At 39.7% G+C, this 22914-nt stretch carries 23 protein-coding genes and 1 tRNA gene; 5 read left to right on the forward strand and 19 right to left on the reverse strand.

The annotated features are described in order from the left end of the window. Positions 1-108 precede the first annotated feature (108 nt). The 3 genes from GARC_RS11050 (at position 109) to GARC_RS11060 (ending at position 3552) form a co-directional block, all read left to right on the forward strand. Positions 109-1464: a Gfo/Idh/MocA family protein gene (locus tag GARC_RS11050; protein ID WP_007619924.1), complete on the forward strand. Its 1356-nt coding sequence runs from the start codon at positions 109-111 to the stop codon at positions 1462-1464. Between the two features lie 439 nt (positions 1465-1903). Next, complete coding sequence (locus GARC_RS11055; protein ID WP_007619926.1) at positions 1904-2239, forward strand: helix-turn-helix domain-containing protein; 336 nt, start codon at positions 1904-1906, stop codon at positions 2237-2239. Further along, positions 2233-3552 carry a type II toxin-antitoxin system HipA family toxin gene (locus GARC_RS11060; protein WP_007619928.1) on the forward strand — a complete coding sequence of 440 codons (1320 nt, stop codon included), beginning with the start codon at positions 2233-2235 and terminating at the stop codon, positions 3550-3552. Before GARC_RS11055 ends, GARC_RS11060 begins: the two co-directional genes overlap by 7 nt. Here the strand turns inward: GARC_RS11060 and GARC_RS11065 are convergent. After that, positions 3512-3739 (reverse strand): hypothetical protein, encoded by a 228-nt coding sequence (locus GARC_RS11065; protein ID WP_039989382.1) that lies wholly within the window; start codon positions 3737-3739, stop codon positions 3512-3514. The genes GARC_RS11060 and GARC_RS11065 overlap by 41 nt on opposite strands. 388 nt (positions 3740-4127) lie before the next feature. Here GARC_RS11065 and GARC_RS11070 point away from each other — a divergent pair, with 388 nt between their 5' ends. Further along, on the forward strand, positions 4128-5240 hold the full coding sequence (locus GARC_RS11070; protein ID WP_007619931.1) for a DUF3800 domain-containing protein: 1113 nt from the start codon (positions 4128-4130) through the stop codon (positions 5238-5240). Between the two features lie 105 nt (positions 5241-5345). On the opposite strand, the gene rpsO is transcribed toward GARC_RS11070, so the two are convergent. From rpsO to GARC_RS11120, 10 genes are all read right to left on the reverse strand, one after another. After that, on the reverse strand, positions 5346-5615 hold the full coding sequence (rpsO, locus tag GARC_RS11075) for a 30S ribosomal protein S15 (protein WP_007619932.1): 270 nt from the start codon (positions 5613-5615) through the stop codon (positions 5346-5348). Positions 5616-5761: 146 nt separating this feature from the next. Next, positions 5762-6721, reverse strand: a complete 960-nt coding sequence (gene truB / locus GARC_RS11080) for a tRNA pseudouridine(55) synthase TruB (protein WP_007619933.1) — start codon at positions 6719-6721, stop codon at positions 5762-5764. 15 nt (positions 6722-6736) lie between these two features. After that, the gene (gene rbfA, locus GARC_RS11085) at positions 6737-7165 is read right to left on the reverse strand and encodes a 30S ribosome-binding factor RbfA (protein ID WP_007619934.1); all 429 of its coding nucleotides are present in this window, start codon (positions 7163-7165) and stop codon (positions 6737-6739) included. A gap of 102 nt (positions 7166-7267) precedes the next feature. Continuing rightward, positions 7268-9868: a translation initiation factor IF-2 gene (gene infB / locus GARC_RS11090; RefSeq protein WP_007619935.1), complete on the reverse strand. Its 2601-nt coding sequence runs from the start codon at positions 9866-9868 to the stop codon at positions 7268-7270. 21 nt (positions 9869-9889) lie between these two features. Next, positions 9890-11383, reverse strand: coding sequence for a transcription termination factor NusA (nusA, locus tag GARC_RS11095; protein WP_007619936.1), 1494 nt, complete (start codon positions 11381-11383; stop codon positions 9890-9892). Between the two features lie 51 nt (positions 11384-11434). After that, positions 11435-11893, reverse strand: coding sequence for a ribosome maturation factor RimP (gene rimP, locus GARC_RS11100; RefSeq protein WP_007619937.1), 459 nt, complete (start codon positions 11891-11893; stop codon positions 11435-11437). Between the two features lie 150 nt (positions 11894-12043). After that, positions 12044-12120: transfer RNA gene (locus tag GARC_RS11105), tRNA-Met, on the reverse strand. Positions 12121-12352: 232 nt separating this feature from the next. Then, positions 12353-12658 carry a 4a-hydroxytetrahydrobiopterin dehydratase gene (locus GARC_RS11110; RefSeq protein ID WP_007619940.1) on the reverse strand — a complete coding sequence of 102 codons (306 nt, stop codon included), beginning with the start codon at positions 12656-12658 and terminating at the stop codon, positions 12353-12355. A 178-nt stretch (positions 12659-12836) separates the two neighbouring features. Next, positions 12837-15497 carry a TonB-dependent receptor domain-containing protein gene (locus GARC_RS11115; protein WP_039989383.1) on the reverse strand — a complete coding sequence of 887 codons (2661 nt, stop codon included), beginning with the start codon at positions 15495-15497 and terminating at the stop codon, positions 12837-12839. A gap of 292 nt (positions 15498-15789) precedes the next feature. Further along, positions 15790-16242 carry a MaoC family dehydratase gene (locus GARC_RS11120; RefSeq protein WP_007619943.1) on the reverse strand — a complete coding sequence of 151 codons (453 nt, stop codon included), beginning with the start codon at positions 16240-16242 and terminating at the stop codon, positions 15790-15792. 140 nt (positions 16243-16382) lie between these two features. Here GARC_RS11120 and GARC_RS11125 point away from each other — a divergent pair, with 140 nt between their 5' ends. Continuing rightward, positions 16383-17285, forward strand: coding sequence for a LysR family transcriptional regulator (locus GARC_RS11125; protein ID WP_007619948.1), 903 nt, complete (start codon positions 16383-16385; stop codon positions 17283-17285). A gap of 104 nt (positions 17286-17389) precedes the next feature. Here the strand turns inward: GARC_RS11125 and modC are convergent, their stop codons facing one another. The 8 genes from modC to GARC_RS11170 form a co-directional block, all read right to left on the reverse strand. Further along, complete coding sequence (modC, locus tag GARC_RS11130) at positions 17390-18499, reverse strand: molybdenum ABC transporter ATP-binding protein (protein ID WP_007619950.1); 1110 nt, start codon at positions 18497-18499, stop codon at positions 17390-17392. Beyond that, the gene (modB, locus tag GARC_RS11135; RefSeq protein WP_007619951.1) at positions 18489-19184 is read right to left on the reverse strand and encodes a molybdate ABC transporter permease subunit; all 696 of its coding nucleotides are present in this window, start codon (positions 19182-19184) and stop codon (positions 18489-18491) included. The genes modC and modB overlap by 11 nt, the downstream gene beginning before the upstream one ends. Then, positions 19181-19960 carry a molybdate ABC transporter substrate-binding protein gene (modA, locus tag GARC_RS11140; protein ID WP_007619954.1) on the reverse strand — a complete coding sequence of 260 codons (780 nt, stop codon included), beginning with the start codon at positions 19958-19960 and terminating at the stop codon, positions 19181-19183. The genes modB and modA overlap by 4 nt, the downstream gene beginning before the upstream one ends. A 74-nt stretch (positions 19961-20034) precedes the next feature. Then, positions 20035-20466 (reverse strand): GNAT family N-acetyltransferase, encoded by a 432-nt coding sequence (locus GARC_RS11145; protein WP_007619956.1) that lies wholly within the window; start codon positions 20464-20466, stop codon positions 20035-20037. 16 nt (positions 20467-20482) lie between these two features. After that, a complete protein-coding gene (locus GARC_RS11150) occupies positions 20483-21022 on the reverse strand; it encodes a DUF924 family protein (RefSeq protein ID WP_007619958.1) in 540 nt (179 codons plus the stop codon). 48 nt (positions 21023-21070) lie between these two features. Continuing rightward, entirely contained in the window at positions 21071-21445 is a 375-nt protein-coding gene (locus tag GARC_RS11155) for a DUF6768 family protein (RefSeq protein WP_007619960.1), read from the reverse strand. Continuing rightward, positions 21442-22020 carry an RNA polymerase sigma factor gene (locus GARC_RS26330; RefSeq protein ID WP_007619965.1) on the reverse strand — a complete coding sequence of 193 codons (579 nt, stop codon included), beginning with the start codon at positions 22018-22020 and terminating at the stop codon, positions 21442-21444. Before GARC_RS26330 ends, GARC_RS11155 begins: the two co-directional genes overlap by 4 nt. A gap of 379 nt (positions 22021-22399) precedes the next feature. After that, on the reverse strand, positions 22400-22906 hold the full coding sequence (locus GARC_RS11170) for a rhodanese-like domain-containing protein (protein WP_007619966.1): 507 nt from the start codon (positions 22904-22906) through the stop codon (positions 22400-22402). Between the last annotated feature and the right edge of the window lie 8 nt (positions 22907-22914).

Raw genomic sequence — 22914 nt, forward strand, 5'->3', positions numbered from 1 at the left:
ATCATTTCATTTTATTGTTTTTTATTTTAAACTGACTTTCAAAATATTATTCTATTTATAAAAATTACCTACCTCTAGTTCGTTTTTAATATTTCGATAGGAAAAAAAATGCAAAGAAGAGATTTTATGGTTAAAACACTTGCAGGTGCAGCGCTCGCCGCTGCGTCGCCGGCGATAACTTTCGCTATGGGAAAGAGCCCAGATAAAATCAGACTAGGATTTATAGGAATAGGTGCCCGTGGTACAGGGCAGCTTGCCCTGACTTTAAAACGAAAAGATATAGTAGTGACCGCGGTTTGCGACATAGATAAAGAACGCGTAGCTAATGCATCCCAAATGGTGCAAGACGCCGGCATGCCAAAACCCACAAGTTATGACAACGGCCCATATGATTATCAAAAGCTACTCGCATCAAACGAAGTAGATGCAGTGATTATTTCTACCCCCTGGGTTTGGCATACCCCTATGGCAATTGATGCTATGGAAGCCAAAAAAGCGGTAGGCTTAGAAGTCGCCGGAGCATTCGACATTCAAGAGTGTTGGGCCCTTGTAGATGCTTATGAAAAAACCGGCACTCCCTTTATGATCCTTGAAAATGTCGCTTATCGACGGGATATTATGGCTGTCTTGAATATGGTCAGACAAAACCTTTTTGGTGAAATTATTCACATGCAAGGCGGCTATCAGCATGATCTCAGAGCAGTGAAATTTAACAACGGCAAGCAGTTATATGGTGGTGGTGTTGAATTTGGAGAAAAGGCCTATAGCGAGGCTAGCTGGAGAACAAACCATTCATTGAATCGAAACGGAGACCTCTACCCAACCCATGGTTTAGGTCCTGTCGCCAACTATATAGATAATAATCGTGGCAATAGGTTTGTATACCTGACCTCTACCGCATCCAAGGCGAAAGGCCTCAACGAATATATAGTTGAGCACCCTAAAGGCGGTAAAGATCATCCTAATGCTGAAGTAGATTTTTTGCTTGGAGACGTTGTCACTACTGTTATTAAATGTGCCAAAGGAGAAACAATTGTACTCACCCACGATACTAATCTACCTAGACCTTACTCTTTAGGTTTTAGAGTTCAAGGTACCGATGGCATTTGGATGGACCTTAATGACGGCATCTATATCGAAGGTAAAAGCCCTCCCCACGAATGGGAGAAGGATGCTGAGTACATGAAAAAATATGATCACCCTTTATGGAAAAAGTATGAATCAGATACCGAAGGCGCGGGCCATGGCGGCATGGATTTCTTCGTTATACATGCATTTGTCGAAGCACTCAAAGCAAATGAACCGATGCCGATGGACGTTTATGACTGTGTCTCTTGGGCGGCGGTCACCTGCCTTACAGAACAGTCTATTGCCAATGGCAGCGAGCCCGTGCACTTCCCAGATTTCACACGTGGTAAATGGATGACTCGAAAGCCAATTTTTGGTTTTGATGATAGGTATTAACTAACCCCCTAATCTATTTGTAAAACAAATAGTGGCTGTCTCTGGAAGTTTGATTGGTTTAAAATCTCACATTTATATATGAGATTTTAAACCAAGTTAAAGCATATGCAGCGCTTACTGGCCTCCATGCCAGTTTTTGACTCGATTCCCTTGGAACCAGTTACTCTTTTTGCAACAGCTAAAACAGAGTTACCAGACAAAATGGTCAATGCGGTTAGATTACCTTGACTTTAAAATCCACAAACACAAGTAATACCACTAATCCAAACATCACACGCGGTTAACCACCCCTTTAAGGAATTTAAATGGCCATTATGGAGTTAAGCATGCTTTTAAGGAGGTTAATAACTTAAATTGATCTATTTATAAGCCCATGTAATAATCCCTTTAAGGATGGTAAATATACATACTCACCACAAGCCATCTTTTAAGGATTATTATGGATCTTGACCATTTGACAGCTAATGCTATTGCAGGTGAACTAGGGAATAGAATTAAAACTGCTCGGCTCAATGCTAATCTAACCCAAAAAGCATTAGCAAAAAAAGCAGGGATATCTCTCAAGGCCGTGACAAATGGGGAAAAAGGCAAATCAACACTTGAATCAATGATCGCCATTCTAATCGCCCTTGAAATGACAGAGCAGTTAAATTCATTTATACCCAAACAACAAATATCCCCCATTCAATTAATTAAACTACAAGGTAAAAAACGAAAAAGAGCCACTAGTAGCGCCAAAAATAACAACCAAACTAAGGACACCTCAAAATGGTAACCGAAGTAATAAAGGTTAAATATAAAGAATACGATGCTGGTGCAGTTAGCTACAACACTGATACTCAAGTAGGAGCCTTTGAATATTTCCCTGATTTTATCAAAACGGGCATTGAATTATCGCCAATAAAAATGCCTTTGGCAGAAAAAATTTATTCATTTCCGCAGATAGATCAGGCTACTTTCAAAGGATTACCTGGGCTTATAGCAGATTCATTACCCGATGATTTTGGTAATGCAGTAATGAATGCATGGATAGCCAGTCAAGGTAAATCGACAAGGGATATCACACCTCTACAAAGACTACAGTACACAGGCATGCGTGGTATGGGGGCCTTAACTTATTCGCCAGCTACAAAAAGAAAAAATCTTAATGCTTCTCAGCCAATACATATCGAATCCCTAATTTCTATGGCCCAAGAAGTGTTAGATAAACGCGAACAATTTAGCGTCGATCTGAACAATGACGGGCTAGAAAAGAAAGAAGAAATGATGGCCCTGCTGTCAGTTGGTATGAGTGCAGGTGGTGCAAGGCCAAAAGCAGTGCTTGCTTTCAATAAAGATTTCAGCCAAGTACGGTCAGGCCAAACTGATGCGCCAAATGGCTTTAGCCACTACCTTATGAAATTTGACGGTGTTAGCGAACATAATAAAAATCAAGAAACCTTTGGCGATCCTATGGGCTATGGAGCGATGGAGTTTACCTACCACTTATTAGCTAAAAAGTGCGGTATTAATATGATGCCATGCCATCTACTCAATGAAGGTAAACGTAGACATTTTATTACCGAAAGATTTGATCGTAATGGTAATGAAAAAATACACGTACAAACACTGAATGCTCTCGAGCACGTAAGCTACAAACAAATTGCTTCATACTCTTATGCAGAGCTATTTAGCACCGCCAGAAAACTACGCTTAAGCCCAGACGATGCTATGCAGTTATTCAAACGCATGGTATTTAATGTTATTGCTCGCAATCATGATGATCACAGCAAAAATTTTGGGTTTCTATTAGATACAGATAATAAATGGCAACTAGCCCCGGCTTACGATCTAGCCTATAGCTACAAACCCGATAGCCATTGGGTAAGTAAACATTGGATGACCCTAAACGGTAAACAAGACAATTTCACAAGAAATGATTTTTATAGTTTTGAAAAACTCAGCCCTATCTTCAACAAACGAAATATTGATGATGTATTAAATCAAACCATTGAAGCGGTATCACACTGGGATAAACTGGCCTCAGAACAAGATGTGCCGAACACACTTATAAAAGAAATAAGCCATAACCTAAGACTTTCTTTGTAATGGGCGATTGGGTCAGGACATTTTCATCATATTCTACCTTGTCGTTATCTACATGCTCTAGCGAAACAAAAATAGGAAGGCCATTTACCACTTCCTTTACCATTTTCATTCCCGAATCCAACTCACTAACAATAATATCGAGTTTGGAACTCACAACCTGTTTCGCCTTTGTAAATAATTCCTTCATACACCTACATCTTAAGGGATAAAGTTTTTAGGATAATATAAAACAACGTAACAGCAATGCTTTAGATTTTATTAAATGTTAATTTGAAAGATCAGAAGAGCTATTTATCAAACTCTCAAATTAATATTATGAGTATAAGCTCTTGGTGTTTAGTCAAATTGTTATGGGTGGCTTGGTAAATAATCATTTTTAACGCATCCAGCTCTAAAAATTGAAAATTATCAACTTTAAAACTAAATAATCCAAATAACAGTGGCACTATATAGTTGAAGCTGGGAAAGCTGCATTGAGAGTCTTATTAAAGCTTTGGATACAAGCCGTTTTAGACCTAAGAGTTTACAAAAATAATTTTTTAGTCATTCTTGAATGACAATTTATAGGGACACACATGGAAGACAGTACCGTTATGTCAACTGAGTTAAACGATTCAGAAGCCAAAGAGCTTAAGAAGCAAACAAAAATTGAAAAAGAAAAAAAGTCTCTAATAGAAAGATTGGAAGCTGGTAACTTTAAGCAATTACAAACTAAAGTAGCTTATATTCTCAATATATATCCAGAATCCAGAAATAGTGATATCACTCTAGCATGGAAGTATTGGGAAACTTACCAGTCGACTATTTTTAATGGTGAATTTATTGATAAGAAAGATCTTTTCAAACTCGAACGACAAACCAATATTGTTAGAGCTAGGGCGAAAATACAAAATGAATATAGGCTTTTTATGGCCAACGATGAAATACGTCGTTTTAGGATAAAAGCTGAGCTTAAAATGGTTGACTCTGTTCGTTCTGATGTTGCGCCAGCTATTAAGCAGGTCCATGTTTTCTCTGATGAAAGTGGTAAAAATCAAGATTATTTTGTTATTGGTTCTGTTTGGGTTTTAAAGGCTGTTGACCTCTTTATATTTAGTCAGAAGATAGATGAATGGAAATCAAGAAATGGTCTAACAGGGCGAGAAATTCACTTCAAGAAAATTAGTAATGGTGATGTTGAACGGATTAAAAAATTTATAGATTTAATAAAGGCTAATTCTAGTTACCTTGGTTTTAAATATATTACTGTAAAGAATTCTGAATTAAGAAGAAGCCAATCTGAAAAATTAAGAAAGCTACATGAAATACTTATTAGTAAGGGTGTTCAACATGAAGTCCAAAGTAACCGTATTTCAGAGAACTCTATTATTAAGGTTGCTTTAGACGATGAAAGTTCACTTGATGCAATCGCGCTTGAAGAACTAAGTGTCTGTATCAAAAATAATCTTGAGGAATCGAATTCAAAAAATGTTCGATTAGCAAACATCATTACCACTTCATCTCATTTGAGCAATTTCGTTCAAATAGCAGATTTAATTGCCTCAGCAATTGGCCGAACCTTAAATGAACCCGATACTCATGGTGCCAAAAAGGAGGTAGCTGAATACTTACTTCGTGAACTCTCCCTAACAATTTCAGATGAATATCTAGATTCGGATATGTCAGTGAGATTTGATATTAGAAAGTAATTTTGCCGCCACCAAATAAAAAACGCGTCAAATAACTCATTAAAAACAATAAATTCCAGACATAAAAAAAGACGCTTTCGCGTCTTTTTTAAAGCTTAAATCGAATTAACGACGTAGGCCTAAACGTTTAATAAGATCTTGATAACGTTCAACGTTTTTACCTTTAAGGTAATCAAGCAACTTACGACGTTGGCTAACCATGCGAAGAAGTCCACGACGTGAGTGGTGATCTTTCTTATGATCCGCAAAGTGACCTTGTAATTTGTTGATGTTATGAGTTAACAAAGCAACTTGAACTTCAGGTGAACCTGTATCGCCTTCTTTAACTGCATACTCAGCAAGGATTGTTGCTGTTTCTTGTGTACTTAGTGACATAATTGTCTCCAATAAATAAGAGTTTAAAGATACAACTCGCCAATCACTAATTCAGCGAGTCAAAAAGAGCGCGTATTATAGCGATGCCAAACTTAATAACAAGTTTTATATCGCCAATTATCACACTTATACGAAGTCGAATATTTTTAGCTATAAACAACAGAACGTTTAGGCGCGATCTTAGCGTCAGCATCTATAAAGCCTACACCTAAAAATAATCCACTTTCCTTGCTATACGCTCGGATTAAGGACTCTTCTGGGTATTCAGTTCCTCCCCAAAAATTAACTGGGTTACCATTTCTAAAGAAACCTTCAGCGATTAGGTCTAACTCAACTGAATCTAGAGTTTTTACCGCAGAATCCATAGGCATTAATAACTGATCCATGGCTGTGAATGTTTCGTCATCTAATAAATCTGCCGTCTCATTATCTATCTCATCTCTGAGCGCTTGTAATGCTTCCATTGTCATCATTCTATCTGCTGGGTAATCAGTCACTTGGGTACGATGTAACTTACTCACATAAGCCCCACAACCTAAAAGCTGGCCAAGATCATCTACCAAAGAACGAATATAAGTCCCTTTACTACTGTGCACTGTCATATCCACTTCATCCACTTCAAATCTATCAATGGATAAGCTAAATATTGTAATGTCGCGGGCTTCTCTTGGTATATCAATGCCTTGACGGGCATAAAAATACAAAGGTTTACCTTGATGTTTTAACGCTGAAAACATCGAAGGCACTTGTTTAATAGGCCCTTTAAATTGCTCACATGCCTCAACTAATTGCGCTTCAGTCACATTGACGGGATGAGTTTCAACCACCTCACCATCGGCATCTGAAGTAGTAGTACGTACTCCAAGCTTAGCCGTAACTTGGTAAGTTTTATCTGTGTCCAATAAAAACTGCGAGAACTTAGTTGCTTCACCTAAACAAATGGGCAACATACCTGTCGCAAGAGGATCTAAAGCGCCAGTATGACCAGCTTTCGCCGCATTAAACATACGTTTAACTTGTTGTAATGCGTGGTTAGATGACAGGCCTAAGCCTTTATTCAGCAATATAATGCCGTTAACGGCACGACCTTTTCTTTTTCTGGCCATATTTTTGTCTTTAACCTACTTTTGATCGTCTGTGTCTGACTCTTGATCGTCAAGAGTACGACCTGCAAGTTTAGCTCGTTCTTCATCTTTGTTTAATGTATCACTCACTAAGTTTGAGATACGTATACCTTCAGCCAAAGAGCCATCTCGAACAAATTTCACTGCGGGAACCGCGCGCATACGCATACGGCTTGCCAATAAAGTACGGATAAAGCCTTTGTTATCATCAAGAATAGTCAAATAATTTTTGAGTTGTTCTTCATCATTTTCGAAAAATGTCACGTAAATTTTAGCATGGGCTAAATCCCGTGATACTTCCACACCAGAAACCGTCACCATACCAAGGCGAGGATCTCGATTCTTAAACTCATTTTGTAGAATACTGGCGATTTCTTTGTGAATTTGTTGACCGACTCTGTCGGTACGTGAAAATTCTCTAGCCATGTTAATTTCTCCTGATACCTAAGGTATCTTTTCACAAACAAAACGGAGGCCGTAGCCTCCGTTTATTCTTATAAGCTAATAGCTGCTGAACCTATACCAAATTTACAGTTCGCGCTTAACTTCAACGGTTTCAAATACTTCGATTTGGTCACCGACTTTAACGTCATTGTAATTTTTCACGCCGATACCACATTCCACCCCATTACGGACTTCTTGTGCATCGTCTTTAAAGCGTCTCAATGACTCAAGCTCACCTTCATAAATGACAATATTGTCACGTAATACACGGATAGGACTGCTACGTTTAACAATACCTTCTGTGACCATACAACCAGCGATCGCACCAATTTTAGGCGATTTGAATACATCACGTACTTCGGCTAAACCAATAATCTCTTGTCTGAATTCAGGAGCCAACATACCGCTCATGGCCGCCTTAACTTCATCAATCAATTGATAAATAATGCTGTAGTAACGTAAATCAATCTCTTCAGTATCTATTACTTTACGAGCAGAGGCATCAGCACGAACGTTAAAACCAACCACTATTGCGCCTGAAGCGGCAGCTAAACTTGCGTCAGTTTCAGTAATACCACCAACACCGCTACCAACAATGTTCACTTTCACTTCATCAGTCGACAATTTGGTCAAAGATTCAGATATTGCTTGAACAGAACCTTGAACATCGGCTTTAAGTACAACATTTAACTCGCTAACATCGCCAGCTTCCATATTGGCAAACATATTTTCTAGCTTAGCTTTTTGCTGTTTGGCTAATTTTAGTTCACGTTGTTTGGTATGACGTTTAGTGGCTACTTCACGTGCTTTACGCTCGTCTTGTACCACAATCGCATTTTCACCAGCAATAGGCACCCCTGATAAACCAAGGATTTCTACAGGTGTAGATGGGCCTGCGACTTTTACATCCTTACCATTTTCATCTCGCATAGCTCGAATACGACCGTATTCTTCACCACATAACATGATGTCACCAGCACGAAGTTCACCTTCTTGGATAAGCACAGATGCAACCGGACCACGACCTTTATCTAGGCGTGATTCAATAACTATACCTTTAGCAGGGCCATTAGGTACTGCTTGTAAATCAAGTAACTCGGCTTGTAGGCTAATGGCTTCTAATAACTCATCCACCCCTTGACCAGTTTTAGCTGAGACGTAAACAAACTGGTGTTCACCGCCCCACTCTTCTGAAATCACTTCAATTTGCGATAATTCAGTTTTCACTCGGTCTAAGTCAGCAGATTCTTTATCAACTTTGTTAACCGCAACAATTAAGGGTACACCTGCAGCTTTTGCATGTTGTACTGCTTCTTTTGTTTGTGGCATAACACCATCATCAGCAGCAACAACCAAAATAACGATATCAGTGGCAACGGCACCACGGGCACGCATAGCGGTAAACGCGGCGTGACCAGGTGTATCCAAAAATGCGATACGGCCGTTAGCTGTTTCTACACTATAAGCACCAATATGTTGGGTAATACCACCGGCTTCACCGTCTGCAACTTTAGCGCGACGAATGTAATCAAGCAGTGACGTTTTACCGTGGTCAACATGGCCCATTATTGTAACAACAGGAGCTCTAGAAGACTTTTCGCCACCAGAAGCGTCAGCAATTAATTCATCTTCAAGTGCGTTATCGTTAACCAATTCATATTTGTGACCCATTTCTTCCACTACTAATACAGCAGTTTCTTGGTCAAGTACGTGGTTGATTGTAACCATTTCGCCCATTTTCATTAGAGCTTTAATTACTTCAGTGGCTTTAATAGCGAGTTTGCTACCTAGTTCACTTACTGTAATGGTTTCGCCCAAACGAACAACACGCTCAACTGGCTGTGCAGGTTTATTAAATGCATGTTTCAGATCTGAACCAGCATGTTTCTTAGATTTTTTACGTCTACGGCCACCAAGTTCAGTTTTAATATCATCTGCATCTTCAGCTTCTTGCGCGTAACGGTTTGAGTGAACGTGCACTTCTTCTTTTTCTTGCTTCTTACGACGCTCTTCTTCTTCCTTCCAGCGACGTGAATTTTCTGCAGCAAGCTTTTTAGCTTCTTCTGCCGCATTTTTTGCATCTAACTCAAGTTTGCGTTGAATTTCTTCATCTTGGGTCTTGCGAAGTTTTTCAGCTTCAGCACGATTACGCTCTTGCTCAGCTTTTTCTTCTGGACTTAGAGCCGACTCTTCAGCAGCACGAACTTCTTTAGCTTTTTCAGCACGAGCAGCACGTTCAGCATCGGCTTTAGCTTTAGCTTCAGCGACTTTTTGTGCTTTTTCTTCAGCAGCCAATTTGGCTTTTTCAGCGGCTTGCTTTTCAGCTTCCAGCATAGCTTGCTGTTCTTCAGCTAAACGTTTGGCTTCTTCTTCAGCCATTGTGGCTTCTTCAACATCAGAACGCTTCACGTAAGTACGCTTTTTACGTACTTCAACTGTCACACCTTTAGACTTACCAACACTCAAGGTACTAGTAGTCTTACGTTGTAACGTCATACGTTTAGGCCCTTCTGAGCCTGAACCGCCGTGTTGTTTACTTAAAAAATCTAATAATATGCGCTTTTCGTCTTCTGTTACATCAGCGTCGGCAACTTTATCAATACCGGCACTTTTAAATTGCTGAACCAAACGGTCAACGGTCGTACCTATATCGGTGGCAAGTTTTTCTATGGATACTTCTGCCATATGGGAATTCCTCCTGTTGACCTATTCTTCGTTAAACCAAACGATATTACGAGCAGCCATGATTAATTCACCGGCTTTCTCATCGCTTAATTCTTCTATATCTGAAATCTCATCGGTACCCTGTTCTGCAAGGCCTTCAAGATCGGTAATGCCGCGACTTGCTAATGTATAGGCAACATGTCTGTCCATACCTTCAAGATTTAACAGCTCATCTTTAGGCTCTGCAGCTTCAAGTGTTTCTTCAGTCGCTAATGCACGAGTCGTTAAAGTCGCACGAGCACGATTTCGTAGCTCTTCGACCATCTCTTCCTCTAATCCTTCGATGTCGAGCAATTCGTTGATAGGCACATAAGCTATTTCTTCAAGTGTAGTGAAACCTTCATCCACTAAAATAGAAGCAAAATCTTCGTCAATATCTAAACCTGAAGTAAATACAGTTAAGACTTTAGCGTTTTCTTCTTCATGTTTGGATGCTAAGTCTTCTACTGTCATGACATTCAATTCCCAGCCTGTTAGTTGGCTAGCTAATCGAACGTTTTGACCACTACGACCAATGGCTTGCGCCAAATTGTCTGCTTCGACAGCTACATCCATTGAATGTTTGTCTTCATCAACAACAATAGATGCAACTTCTGCTGGTGCCATGGCATTAATAACAAATTGCGCAGGATTATCATCCCAAAGCACAATATCAACACGCTCACCGCTAAGTTCGCCAGATACGGCTTGCACACGAGAACCACGCATACCAACACAGGCACCAACTGGGTCTAAACGTTTGTCGTTAGTTTTAACGGCAATTTTAGCTCTTGAACCTGGGTCGCGAGCCGCAGCTTTAATTTCTAATGTTTCTTCTGCAATTTCCGGCACTTCAATGCGGAACAACTCAACCAGCATATCTGGATGCGTTCGGCTTATAAATAACTGAGCACCGCGAGCTTCTGGACGAATAACGTAAAGTAAACCACGTACTCTGTCGCCGGGGCGGAATGTTTCACGAGGTAACATATCGTCGCGGTAAATAACACCTTCAGCGTTATTACCTAAATCAACAATGACATTATCACGATTAACTTTCTTAACTGTACCTGTGACCAGTTCGCCAACGCGTTCTTCATATTCTGCTAATACCTGATCGCGTTCAGCTTCACGTACTTTTTGAACGATAACTTGTTTAGCTGTTTGTGTAGTGATCCGGTCAAACGCGATAGAATCAATTTGCTCTTCAACAAACTCACCCAACTGTTTATCAGGCTCATCTATCTGAGCAGCAGATAAAGACATTTCTGCCCTAGGGTTTTCTTGTTCGTGATCATCTGCTACCACTAACCAACGGCGAAAGGTGTCAAAACTTCCCGTTTCACGGTCGATACTAACTCGTACTTCGATTTCGCCTTCATTTTTCTTTTTGGTAGCGCTGGCGATAGCAAATTCTAACGCCTCGAAGATTTTTTCTCTTGGAACCTGTTTTTCGTTTGAAACGGCTTCAGCCACTAACAGAATTTCTTTATTCATTGTTGCCTCACTGATTACTCTTTCCGACAGTTCTTGTCAGGTCACCATTTTTTAATCAAAAGATGGGACTAGATTACCTTTCTCTATATTCGCAATAGCCAAAACATGTGTTTGGTTATCAATTTCTAATGTTAGATTGCCAGTTTCGCACGCCAACACTTTTCCTTTAAAATTACGTCTATCACCCATAGGTATTCTTAACTTAAGCGACACCACTTCACCTAAACATTCAAGATAGTGGGCTTCTTTAAATAAAGGTCTATCCATACCTGGAGATGATACCTCTAAGTTATATTCGGTACTAATAGGATCTTCAACATCTAGTACAGCGCTAGCCTGACGACTAACTTCGGCACAATGTTCAACACCAATACCGTCAGGATGATCAATAAAAATACGTAGCGTAGAATGTTTACCTGCGCGTAAAAACTCTACGCCCACCATCTCAAAGCCTAATGCTTCAACGGGTGCGGTTAACATATCCGTCAGCTTTTGTTCGAGTTGCGACAATATCTTGCTCCAAAAACAAAAAAAGGGCCAAATGCCCAGAAATAAAATCGAAATTTAAAATACAAAAAACCCCGTACAAGCGGGGTTATTTGTTTCTGGACCCTAGTCCACTCATCTTACAAAAAACTGGCAAGTGCCAAGTTTTAAAAGTGGTTGCGGGAGCAGGATTTGAACCTACGACCTTCGGGTTATGAGCCCGACGAGCTACCAGACTGCTCCATCCCGCGCTTGAAATCTTCTTTGAGTGGGAAGCTAATGTTTCCTTCCTCTCCTCAAGTGGGGCGTATTATACATAGCAAACTAAGGCGCGCAAGGGGTTAATACATATAAATACTAAAAAGATGTTTAACCGCTTAATTGCCGTACAATTCGTTGAATTTACCAACGAAAACACTCAATAATTGAGTGTTTCAGTAAAACTGCATGTAATTTCAAATAAAATAACCAAATTGCAGCGGCTTATTTAAATAATAATTCCATTTTTTCTGCAAGTTTAAAATCTAACTCACTTAATCCACCTACATCATGAGTGGTAAGTTGTACTTCAACCTTATTGTAAACATTAAACCATTCAGGATGGTGGTTAAGCTTTTCAGCCCAAATAGCTATTTGTGACATCCATCCAAAGGCACGGATAAAACTTTTAAATTTAAAGGTTTTCAGCAACTTTCCTTCACTTAGTTGCCATTGGTTTTGCTCTTCCAGACCTTCATTAATCTTTACTAAGGCATCATTAATTTGTTCGGTACTATATTTGTCTACCATTGTCAGGTTTCCTGTAATACTGATAAGGCAATAATCCTCCTCCATTCAAAGGATAAATAAAAGGGGTAGTAGATAATTACAAATAGGCAATACGGAATAAGTTGTTTACAAAAAAAAATCCCCGGACTAGCCGAGGATAATGTCTAACTTGAAGCATTAGTCAAATGCTAGGCCCTAATTAAAACTCAACAGCTATGCGAGCATAAATTTGACGGCCTCTAGGGTCATGAACCTTAGAATCAAAACCACTGTTAGTAAATACCTGAGGTGGATCTTCATCAGTGATATTTACCCCACCAACTGTTAATACGTACTCTGTTTTTGTATCAAACAATGCAGATAAATTAACGTTAAACTGTGCATCATAGGTAACATGACTATCAATTTCTAGACATGTTCCATCAGTACAGTTTTGATCATCATCATATGAGCTCACGTAGCGTGCAAATAAATTTGCGCTGTAAGCTTCCATCTGCCAACCCAAACTAAAGTTTGCCCGTAACTCAGGTGTAGATACACCGATGTTTGAAAAGTTACGTCGTCCTGCACCATCAACTTTACCTGCTTGCGGGTCATCTAAGTCATACGCTGTGATGTATGTCCCCGTAATGTTTGGTGTAAATGAGCCCAAATTATCGGTCTCAATTTTGTAACTAGTTACAAAATCAATCCCAGACGTGGTTAACGAACTTGCATTAACGTAGGTATTGTTAACACCAACTAGAGGGCCTGTCTCAGGATCCCCTGCACGGATTAAACGAGTTGTATCATTAGGATTAGCATTTAAGATAGCTTGTGCATTCTCTTGAATAATCAAGTTCTTAAAATCAAAGTTCCAATAATCGACTTCAATTGACCAGTCTTCTACTGGCTCAAGTGAGAAACCAATGTTGTAAGCATCAGATTCTTCAGGAGTTAGATCTTCATTACCTGATGTTCTTACTGCAGCAAAAGCATTACCGCCGCTGATTAAAGGATCTGATAACTGTTGTAAACTTGTTGCACCACCGTTACGCATAAATATTGAAGGCGCTCTAAATGAAGATGACAGCGATGCCCTTACTGAAAAATCATCAGTTGCACGGTAGTTAAATGCAACTTTATGATCAAGAGTGTCGCCAATCGCGCCGCCGTAGTCTTCGTAACGCAACGCTAGTTGTACATCAAGTGTATCGCTAACAGGCAATGCAAGTTCAGCAAACGCTGCAATTACGTCCAAACTACCTTCGAGATCAGGGTTACCAATAACGAATGTAAAGGCATCTTCATTAGCTAATGCGTCGTAATCTTGGCTAAGCTGCTCTTTTCTATACTGAGCACCAAACGCAATACCGGCAGTTCCGCCATCCATTTCGAACACATTAATTGAAGCAAAGCCTTCTAGCACCTCAAGATCTGCATTTGAATCAATGACTTCTTCGCCAGAGAATGAATCAATAACATTTTGAGAATTAGGCGATGTTGTGAACGATGTAGCAAATGGATTGAAATATTCACACAATCCTTCGCCTGGCACACCTGAAATAGGATCACAACCACGGCCACCTAAACCATTCAATGCAAGGGTAAATTTGTCTTTAATAACATCTTCAACCTTAAACAAGAAATCATTACTTGCATTGGTATAACTTAACTCCCAGAAACCATCGTCAAGTTCACCGGTTAGCATAGTATTAAATCTGAACGTATCCGACTCGGTGTTTGCCGGATCAGCATCATAACCATTTCCTTCAGCACGGCCGAAAAACACAACTGGTGCACCAAACACGTTATTTGGATGAGTTGCTGGCACAACAGGACCAGTTAGGATTGGAAAACTAGGTGCTCCGCCACGCTCAGCACGATTACGTGCAAGGCTTATTTCTGTGGTCCAAGACACATCATTGTCAAAATCATAGCTGCCACTGAAATAGACATTTAGACGTGTTTCTTTAGGTACATAAGAATAACCTGGGCCAAAGTCAAATTGACATAGACCAATGCCAGGGATACCAAGACCAAGATCATTAACTACGCCGCCGAATTCCGCACAACCTGTTGGGTCAAGAACTGGAACTCCTGCAGGCACCCCTGGAGCACCAAAGAATGAACCTGGATTCCCCAAATTACTGCTGTCATCTTGAGGTCGAGACAAGCGTCTATCACTTATAAATAATGGTGAACGATTGGTATAACTCAGCGCTGCCATCACGTTGCCATTATCACCATTAGCGCCCCAAAGGCCCTGTATATTATATTCACTATTGTCGCCGTAAGCTCCGTCTTGATAATCAAGCGTGAATTTGGCACCATCATAATCACGGCGAGTAATAAAGTTAACAACACCTGCAACAGCGTCTGAACCGTATAATGCAGAGGCTCCATCCTTAATAACTTCCATGCGATCAATCGCAATCATAGGCACCAATGAACTTGTATCAACAAAGTTCAAGCCTTCATTAGTTGGTTGTGCGTTAGTTACCTGTCGTTTGTTATTAAGCAGTACCAGTGTTGAAGCAACACCTAGGCCACGTAAATTAATATTTGATGTACCTGCTGTCGCATTTTGTGTAAATGCATCAGGAGTATTTTCAGAGCCGGTATTAATCGTAAGCGATTGAGTGATATCAGCAATACTCTTAGCCCCAATAGAATCAATATTTACGCTATCAAGCACGGCCATGGGAGACGGCGACTCGTAGTTTTCACTGCGCCTCACAAAACTCCCTGTCACCATAATTAATTCGATATTTTTATCTTCTTTAACTTCTTGCTCCTGAGCAATAGCCATACCGCTCGATGCCAATAACTGTGCAGAAATTGCCACAGCCAAAGTAGTTAATTTTGTTTTCATCTTCATCATGTGTCCCCATTTAGGTGAGCTATCAGATATTAAATAACCATCGATAGGACGGATTACGCTTAATAACAAACTTTATAATCAAGCTATTTAATTCCAATAATATTATTTTTCGCTAAGTGTCTGATAAACAAAATTTTAGACACCTAATGGTGATAGTAGGATGATGGGCACATTATGTAAATATAATGTTATTTATATGTAGGCATTGATAAGTTATATGGTCTGACCAGTAATTGTAAGCGACGGTTCGATTATAATTACTGGTATTCATATTCAGAGTTTAAATTTCTTATGCTGCTCCTACCAATAGCGTTAAAAATACACCTTTCATGGCTGGTTTGTTTCTGCCCTCTATCTCAGCAGTCGTTTCAAAATAAAACAATTTGCCAGAAGATTTTTGCTCGGTTTTAAGCAATGTTGAAACAAATCTAATCTTGTCATTCACTCTAACTGGCTCAATAAATCTAATTTTGTCTACACCGTAATTCAACAACGACTTGTAAACAGGATCCGCTTGAATCGATTGATACAGCGAATTTGGCATTAAGGTTACGGTTAAATAACCATGTGCAATAGTTGTTGCAAATGGACTCTCTTTTTCACAACGCTCGGGGTCCACATGTATCCATTGATGATCATTAGTCGCTTTAGCAAACATATCAATATCTGCTTGTGAAATGGTAATCCAATCACCCACTGGAAGCTGCTCACCTGTTGATAGTTCTAATAGTTTTTTATTCATAAGATTGACCCTTTTATTTCAGATAACATAAGTTTATCAAGTTTTGATATATCAATGTAATGAATATTAACTATAGCTAAACATTGATTTAACTAATAAATAACGTATCCTATTCACAGATTAGTTGTATAGGAATAATTATGAATTTACACCGTATTGACTTAAATTTATTTGCTGTATTTGATGCTATTTACACTGCAGGTAGCTTAACTAAAGCCGCAGACGTGTTGTGTATCACTCAACCAGCAGTCAGCAACTCCTTAGCCCGTTTGCGAGAAATGCTCAACGATCCTTTGTTTGTCCGAACGGGGCACAGCATGACCCCCACCCCCGTGGCACAAAATATCATTGGACCTGCCCGAGAAGCCTTAGGATTATTGCGAAGAAGTGTGCAAGAAAGTCATATTTTCGATCCTCTTAAAGCAGAAAAAACCTTTAACTTCGCTTGTAGAGATTTACTTGAAGTTAGCGTTATTCCTCGTCTTCTAGGGGCGCTACAAAAAAGCGCACCTAAAATATCTTTGACCAACTACGAAATTGAACGCAAAAATATTGTTTCTGCCATGGCAAGCGGGAATTTGGACTTTTACGCCGATGCGTCATCATTTAGCGACCAACATTTATGTAAACAAAAAATCGCTCAAGACAGATTTGTAGTACTGGCACGTAAAAATCATCCCTTATTATCACAAGGTATGAACATGGACGAATTTTTGCAACTCGGTCATATTAACGTTTCTCATAGAAAAACCGGTGCAGGACCAATTGATGTAGCGTTAGACAAAGCAGGTGAAAAACGCAAAGTAGTCATGCGTAGTCAGCACTTTTTAACGGTACCTTCCACACTAGTCAAAACCGACTTGATTGCTTGTTTACCCTATCATCTTGCCAAACATTATGACTTGTCGATGTACGAATTGCCGTTTGAATTACCACAGCTTGAATACTTCTTATATTGGCATATGAGCGCCGATTTAGACGATGCGCACATATGGATGAGAGAGCAGATTGCTCGGGTTGCGCAAGCCTTTCATCCAGATTAGTAAGTAGCTATACCAATCCATAGAAAGAAGTGCTCGCTCAGAAAGCAATTTTTTCTACGGATTGGTAATAAGTAGCCTTCCAAAATCTCAACGTTCAGTTCCCTTTACCTTACTATTGCGGCTGACTTAATTTGTATCCATACACTCTTACCTAAGGTCAATGCTAAATTTTGCAACGACTTTTGAGTCAGACGAGCCAATAGATAACTCTTTCCTACTTTTAACCGCACTAATGACATAGCTGGGTCTTGGTCGTTGATTATTTCTGCTATTTGTCCTGATAACACATTGAGAATACTGCTATCAGTATGAGACGTTAAGGTCAGACTTACATCACTCGCTAACACTCGTATCCTTTGAGAGTTACTATCTTTGTTTGCAACATTAGGTAACCAAAGTTCACCACCATCAAAAGCGACTCGCATTAAGTGCCATTGTGTATCTCTTTCTACGACTTTACACTCAACAATAGCCCCAACTTCATTACTCACACCTAAAGGCAAATCAGCCCTTGAAAACAGTTCTGTTATGCCTCCTTGGGCAAGCACTTTCCCTTGTTCCATGATCACAAGGTGATCGGCCAACCGCACTATTTCATCGACAGCATGACTGACATACAAAATAGGGATATTAAAACTGCTGCGTAGGCGTTCTAGATAAGGCAAAATTTCTAACTTACGAGGAGTATCGAGCGACGCAAGGGGTTCGTCCATCAGCAACAGCTTAGGTTGGCTTAATAATGCTCTGGCTATTGCAACTCGCTGTTTTTCTCCACCGGATAGTTGCTGGGGAAATTGTGACAAAATACTTTCTATCCCCATCACGCTGACAACTTGTGTTAATAATTCTGGATTAGTAGTTTGAGCACTGCGTTTTATGGCGTAGCGCAGATTTCCCATAGCGGTTAAGTGTTCAAATAAACTGGCTTCTTGAAACACATAACCAAGACTACGTTTATGGGTAGCAACAAACACTGAGGTATCTTGCCAAAGTTCATCATTCACCATCAAACTGCCAGTAGCATTTTGTTCAAGACCTGCAATACAGCGTAACAAGGAGGTTTTACCCGAGCCAGATCCGCCAAATATAGCGGTAATACCTTGGCCAGGGATATCAATATCAATATCTAGTTCAAAGTGAGTTTTTGCAGATTGTCGGTAATTTAATTGGAATTGCGCTTGGATACCTTTAGCACACTCTATCTTATCGACCATAAGTCATACCTACGGCTTTGCGCTTACGCTGAAAGGTATAAAGCATTAATAACACCACAAAGGAAAAGACAATCATAACGCCCGACAATGCATGAGCTTGAGCATATTGCAAACCCTCTACATGGTCATATATTTGCACAGACACCACACGGGTTTCTCCAGCAATACTGCCACCGATCATCAATACAATGCCAAATTCGCCTACCGTATGGGCAAAACCAAGAATGGTTGCTGTCATAAAACCCGGTTTAGCTAAAGGCAACACTACAGTAAAAAATCTATCTAAGGGGCCGGCACCAAGAGTAGCGGCCGCTTCTAAAGGTCGATTACCAATAGCTTCAATTGCATTTTGAATAGGCTGCACCACAAAAGGCATGGAATACACCATAGACGCCACTACAAGACCCCAAAAGGTAAAAGGTAAAGTACCCAGTCCAAGCGCTTGCGTGAACTGCCCTATCGCCCCATTTGGCCCCATGGCTAACAACAAGTAAAAACCTAAAACTGTTGGCGGAAGCACTAGAGGTAAAGCGACTAAGGCGCTTACTAGGCCTTTAAGCCAAGAGTTTGTTCTGGCTAACCACCATGCGATGGGAGTGGCTAAAATCAGTAATAATATGGTGACAGTTGTAGCAAGGCGTAACGTCAACCAAATAGTCGCCATATCGCCATCAGAAAGATTCATATATCCTGCCCCATAGTTAATCTATTGGGAGCTAAATAGCCAAATTCAGTGATAATATTTCGAGCCTTATGGGTATGCATAAAATCCAAAAATGCTTTAGCACCTTGGCTTTTTGCAGCGGAGCGTAATAACACAACATCTTGCTTAATAGCATGATGCATAGCGTCTGGCACCAACCAATAAGATCCTTGGGGTACTTTATTTTTGCCTAACAACTGCGACAATGCGATAAAACCTAAATCTGCGTTACCAGAACTAACAAACTGGTAGGTTTGCGCAATGTTTTCACCTCTCACTAATTTAGACTGAGTAGCATCAATTAATTCCAAATATCTGAGCACTTCCAAAGTAGCAACTCCATAAGGTGCCAATTTAGGATGGGCGATCGCCAGTTTATTAAACGTCCCCTGTTTTAGGGTAGATTCTATTTTATTAACAAAGTCAGGGCGAGCGCTCCACACAGCCAGACGGCCAATAGCATAAGTAAAACGGCTAGCAGCAATCACTAAACCATCATGTTGCAAAGCGTCGGGCTTAGCCTGATCAGCTGAAAAAAATAGTTCATAAGGTGCACCTTGTTTAATTTGCGCATAAAATTTTCCCGATGAACCAAAAGATAGGGCAATTTGATAATCAGATGTTTTCTCAAACTCTGTCACTAGTCTTTGCATGGTATTGCCAAAATTAGCAGCCACAGCAACATGTACAGGTTTTGCTTCAGTAGATAAAGTAAAAACCCATAACAGAATAAACCCAATGCACTTAATAAATTTCATACTTGCGGACTGATAAAATGATAGACAATTGATTTTTATCACTTTATCACAAGCTTGTTTTTTGTGAGCGTTTTTCAGTTAATTAGCCGTTGCATAAAATATTCATGCTCATCTTCACCCGTTATGATGAAACCTAAGCGCTCATATAAATTTTTAGCCGGATTATCTTTGAGAACAGTTAACTCAATATTCTTACCCTGTTTATTTTGAATTAACTGAGTCACCACGCTTCGCCCTACCCCTTTATTTTGAAATGCTGGAAAAATTTGTAGCTGCATAATGTAAATACTATTAGGCAGCTCTTTATATTTGAGCATTCCAACAATTTGATGATTACAATGGATCAGAAAACAGTGTGCATACCCCTCATATACTCTGGCCTTATGTTGCTCTTCTGACAAAAACAACCCAGCATTTTCTAGATGAGTAGCCATAGTCATCAAGCGTAATTTAAGGAGGATATCAAAGTCTGCTTTAGTAGCCTGAACCAAGGTGTAATTTTTCATTCAGCTATCAATGCCTCTAAAACGAAGAATTGGCTTGGGTTAAAAATTCAAGCTCAGCATCTGTTGATGTTCGACCTAAAATAGAGTTTCTGTGGGGATAACGGCCAAACTTTTGAATAATATCTCGGTGTTTTAACTCAAAATCCAAAGAATATTGAGAGCCGTTTTTTGTATATAACTCAACAGCAACATCATGAATAATAAGCGACTCACTGTGCATAAATGGCATATACAAAAAACTTCGTTGGCTTTGATTTAACTCATCATCTGCACCTACAGAAATAGCTTCTTGCGCCAATGCTAAGGCTAATGGATCAGAAGCAAAAGACGCAGCAGTGTCACGAAACATATTACGAGAAAACTGATCCAAAACAATAATTTCAGCCAAACGTCCTTGTGACGTTTTACGCCAATGGCACAACTCACAACGATTTGCCGCTAGGTGCACTTTTGCAAAACGAGTGTTAATCATCCCATCAAACTGAAGATCTTTAGACCACCAGTTTGATGGTTCAATTTCGGCAAACCAAAATTTGAGGATCTCTTTGTAGTCCATAATATTTTCTCTATTTTTATCTTTGACATATTATAAAATCAAAGCATATTACTTTTGGTAAGTCTCTGCCAATAAAGAAACTTGTAACTCGACCCGTTTAATTTCACGTATTACCGACAAACGGTTTAGTTCCATAAAAAGCCATAATCGAGCAATCGCGAAAGCCACAACCGTTGATAACGTGCCTGCCAGCCAATTTATTTTTACACCTATATCTACCTCGTTCACCAAATGATAAGCACAATAAATGGCCAGCCCTGCAAATATCAATTGCAGAGAAACAACCACAATAAAGGTTAATCGAAACGTACCTTTAAAACTTTGTCCAATTAGTTGCAATCCATTGGCCTGTTCTTCAGAAAATTCATGGGCGGCTTTGTCATCTTTTAAAGCTTCAAGTATTTTTTGATTGATATTTTTCATTTTATGTCTCCACTTTGACTAGATTTACTATTTTGTAGATTACTTTGTATTAGTTTTCTCGCTTGGTGCAGGCGCGACTTTATAGTTCCTGCTGGAATAGCTAACATTTCGCTTATTTCAAGCATGGTAAATCCTTCTAGATAATGTAAATGCACCAACTGATAAAGCTGGGGTTGCAAATCACTCAACAATTGTTCGAACTCAAAATCTTCAGACCCATCATTTACACAAGCTTGCTCGGCAGTATGTAAATCCTGAAATTGAACATATTCATTACTAAGCCTATCTTGCCTTTGCTTTTGCCGAATGATGTCAACCCCTTTATGTTGCAAAATTTGGTAAACCCATTTTGCAAATGATCCTGGGTCTTTTATTTTACGAATGGTTTTTGCGACAACTTCAAAAGTATTTTGTACCGCGTCTTGCGCCTTTTGCTGGTCGCCCAACTGCCGATAGGCATAGCGTAACAACTTGGGATACCAAATTTTCATTAGCTGCTGTAAGGCTTCGGCATCACCTAATTGGCAATTCACCACTAACCATTCAGTTAAAATGTGTTCACTATTTCTTTTCATAATCAATACCCATGCCACCTCAAAATGACGAATTCAGCGGGAGTTTAAAGCGATTTAGACTAGGCGGCTATTTGTAGGCTTAGTAATCTAAGTCAAAAATGGCCAACAACGGATAAATCGCTTTAAAACCCGCCCTAAAGGGAACAACTGGGGCACTCCACTTCTTCGTTGCGCCAATTCAGAAGGTGGCCGACATTCAGTCATTGACGCGCCTTGAATTGAAGCACCCCAGTTGTTCTGAAACGCGCATTTTGAGGTGGCATGGGTATAAGGTCGTAGCATTTTCGATTTGGGTTCAATAAAATTACATTTATTGGTTTGAGCATGAAGTAAACGGAAAAATGCTTAACTTAAAAAAACACTTTACTTAGAGAGTTGGTTATTGTGCTTGAGGGCTATGCACATGAGGTTCCAGTAACTGAGCCCACTTTTTGTTATAGCCATGTACACTTTGTGTAGGCAGTTGGTTTTTATCCAAAAGAATTCGGCTTTGATTTGCCCAAGCAAAGATCCCACCATATAAATTCAAAACATTTTTAAACCCATTTGATTTGAGTTTTTCAGCTATACGTTCGCTACGCACTCCGATGGAGCAATACACCACTATTGTATTGTCTTTGTTAATATCGGCGACAGATTTTAGAGAAAACTCATCATACCCAATCCATTGAGCACTAGGTAAATGACTGAGTTCATATTCAACTTTCTCTCGGGCATCCAATAATACCAGTTTGTTATTTTTGGTTAATAGCGAGTCTAATTCAGCAGTGTGAATTACAGGTATGGAACCTTTGAGCACCCCATCAACTGCGTTGTTTAAATTATTTGCCTCCACTGTAAATCCCATCAAATATCCGGCCAATAAAATCAAAAATAGTAAACGCATTGTTGTGT

The organism is Paraglaciecola arctica BSs20135, assembly GCF_000314995.1.
In the GTDB taxonomy this organism is placed as follows: domain Bacteria; phylum Pseudomonadota; class Gammaproteobacteria; order Enterobacterales; family Alteromonadaceae; genus Paraglaciecola; species Paraglaciecola arctica.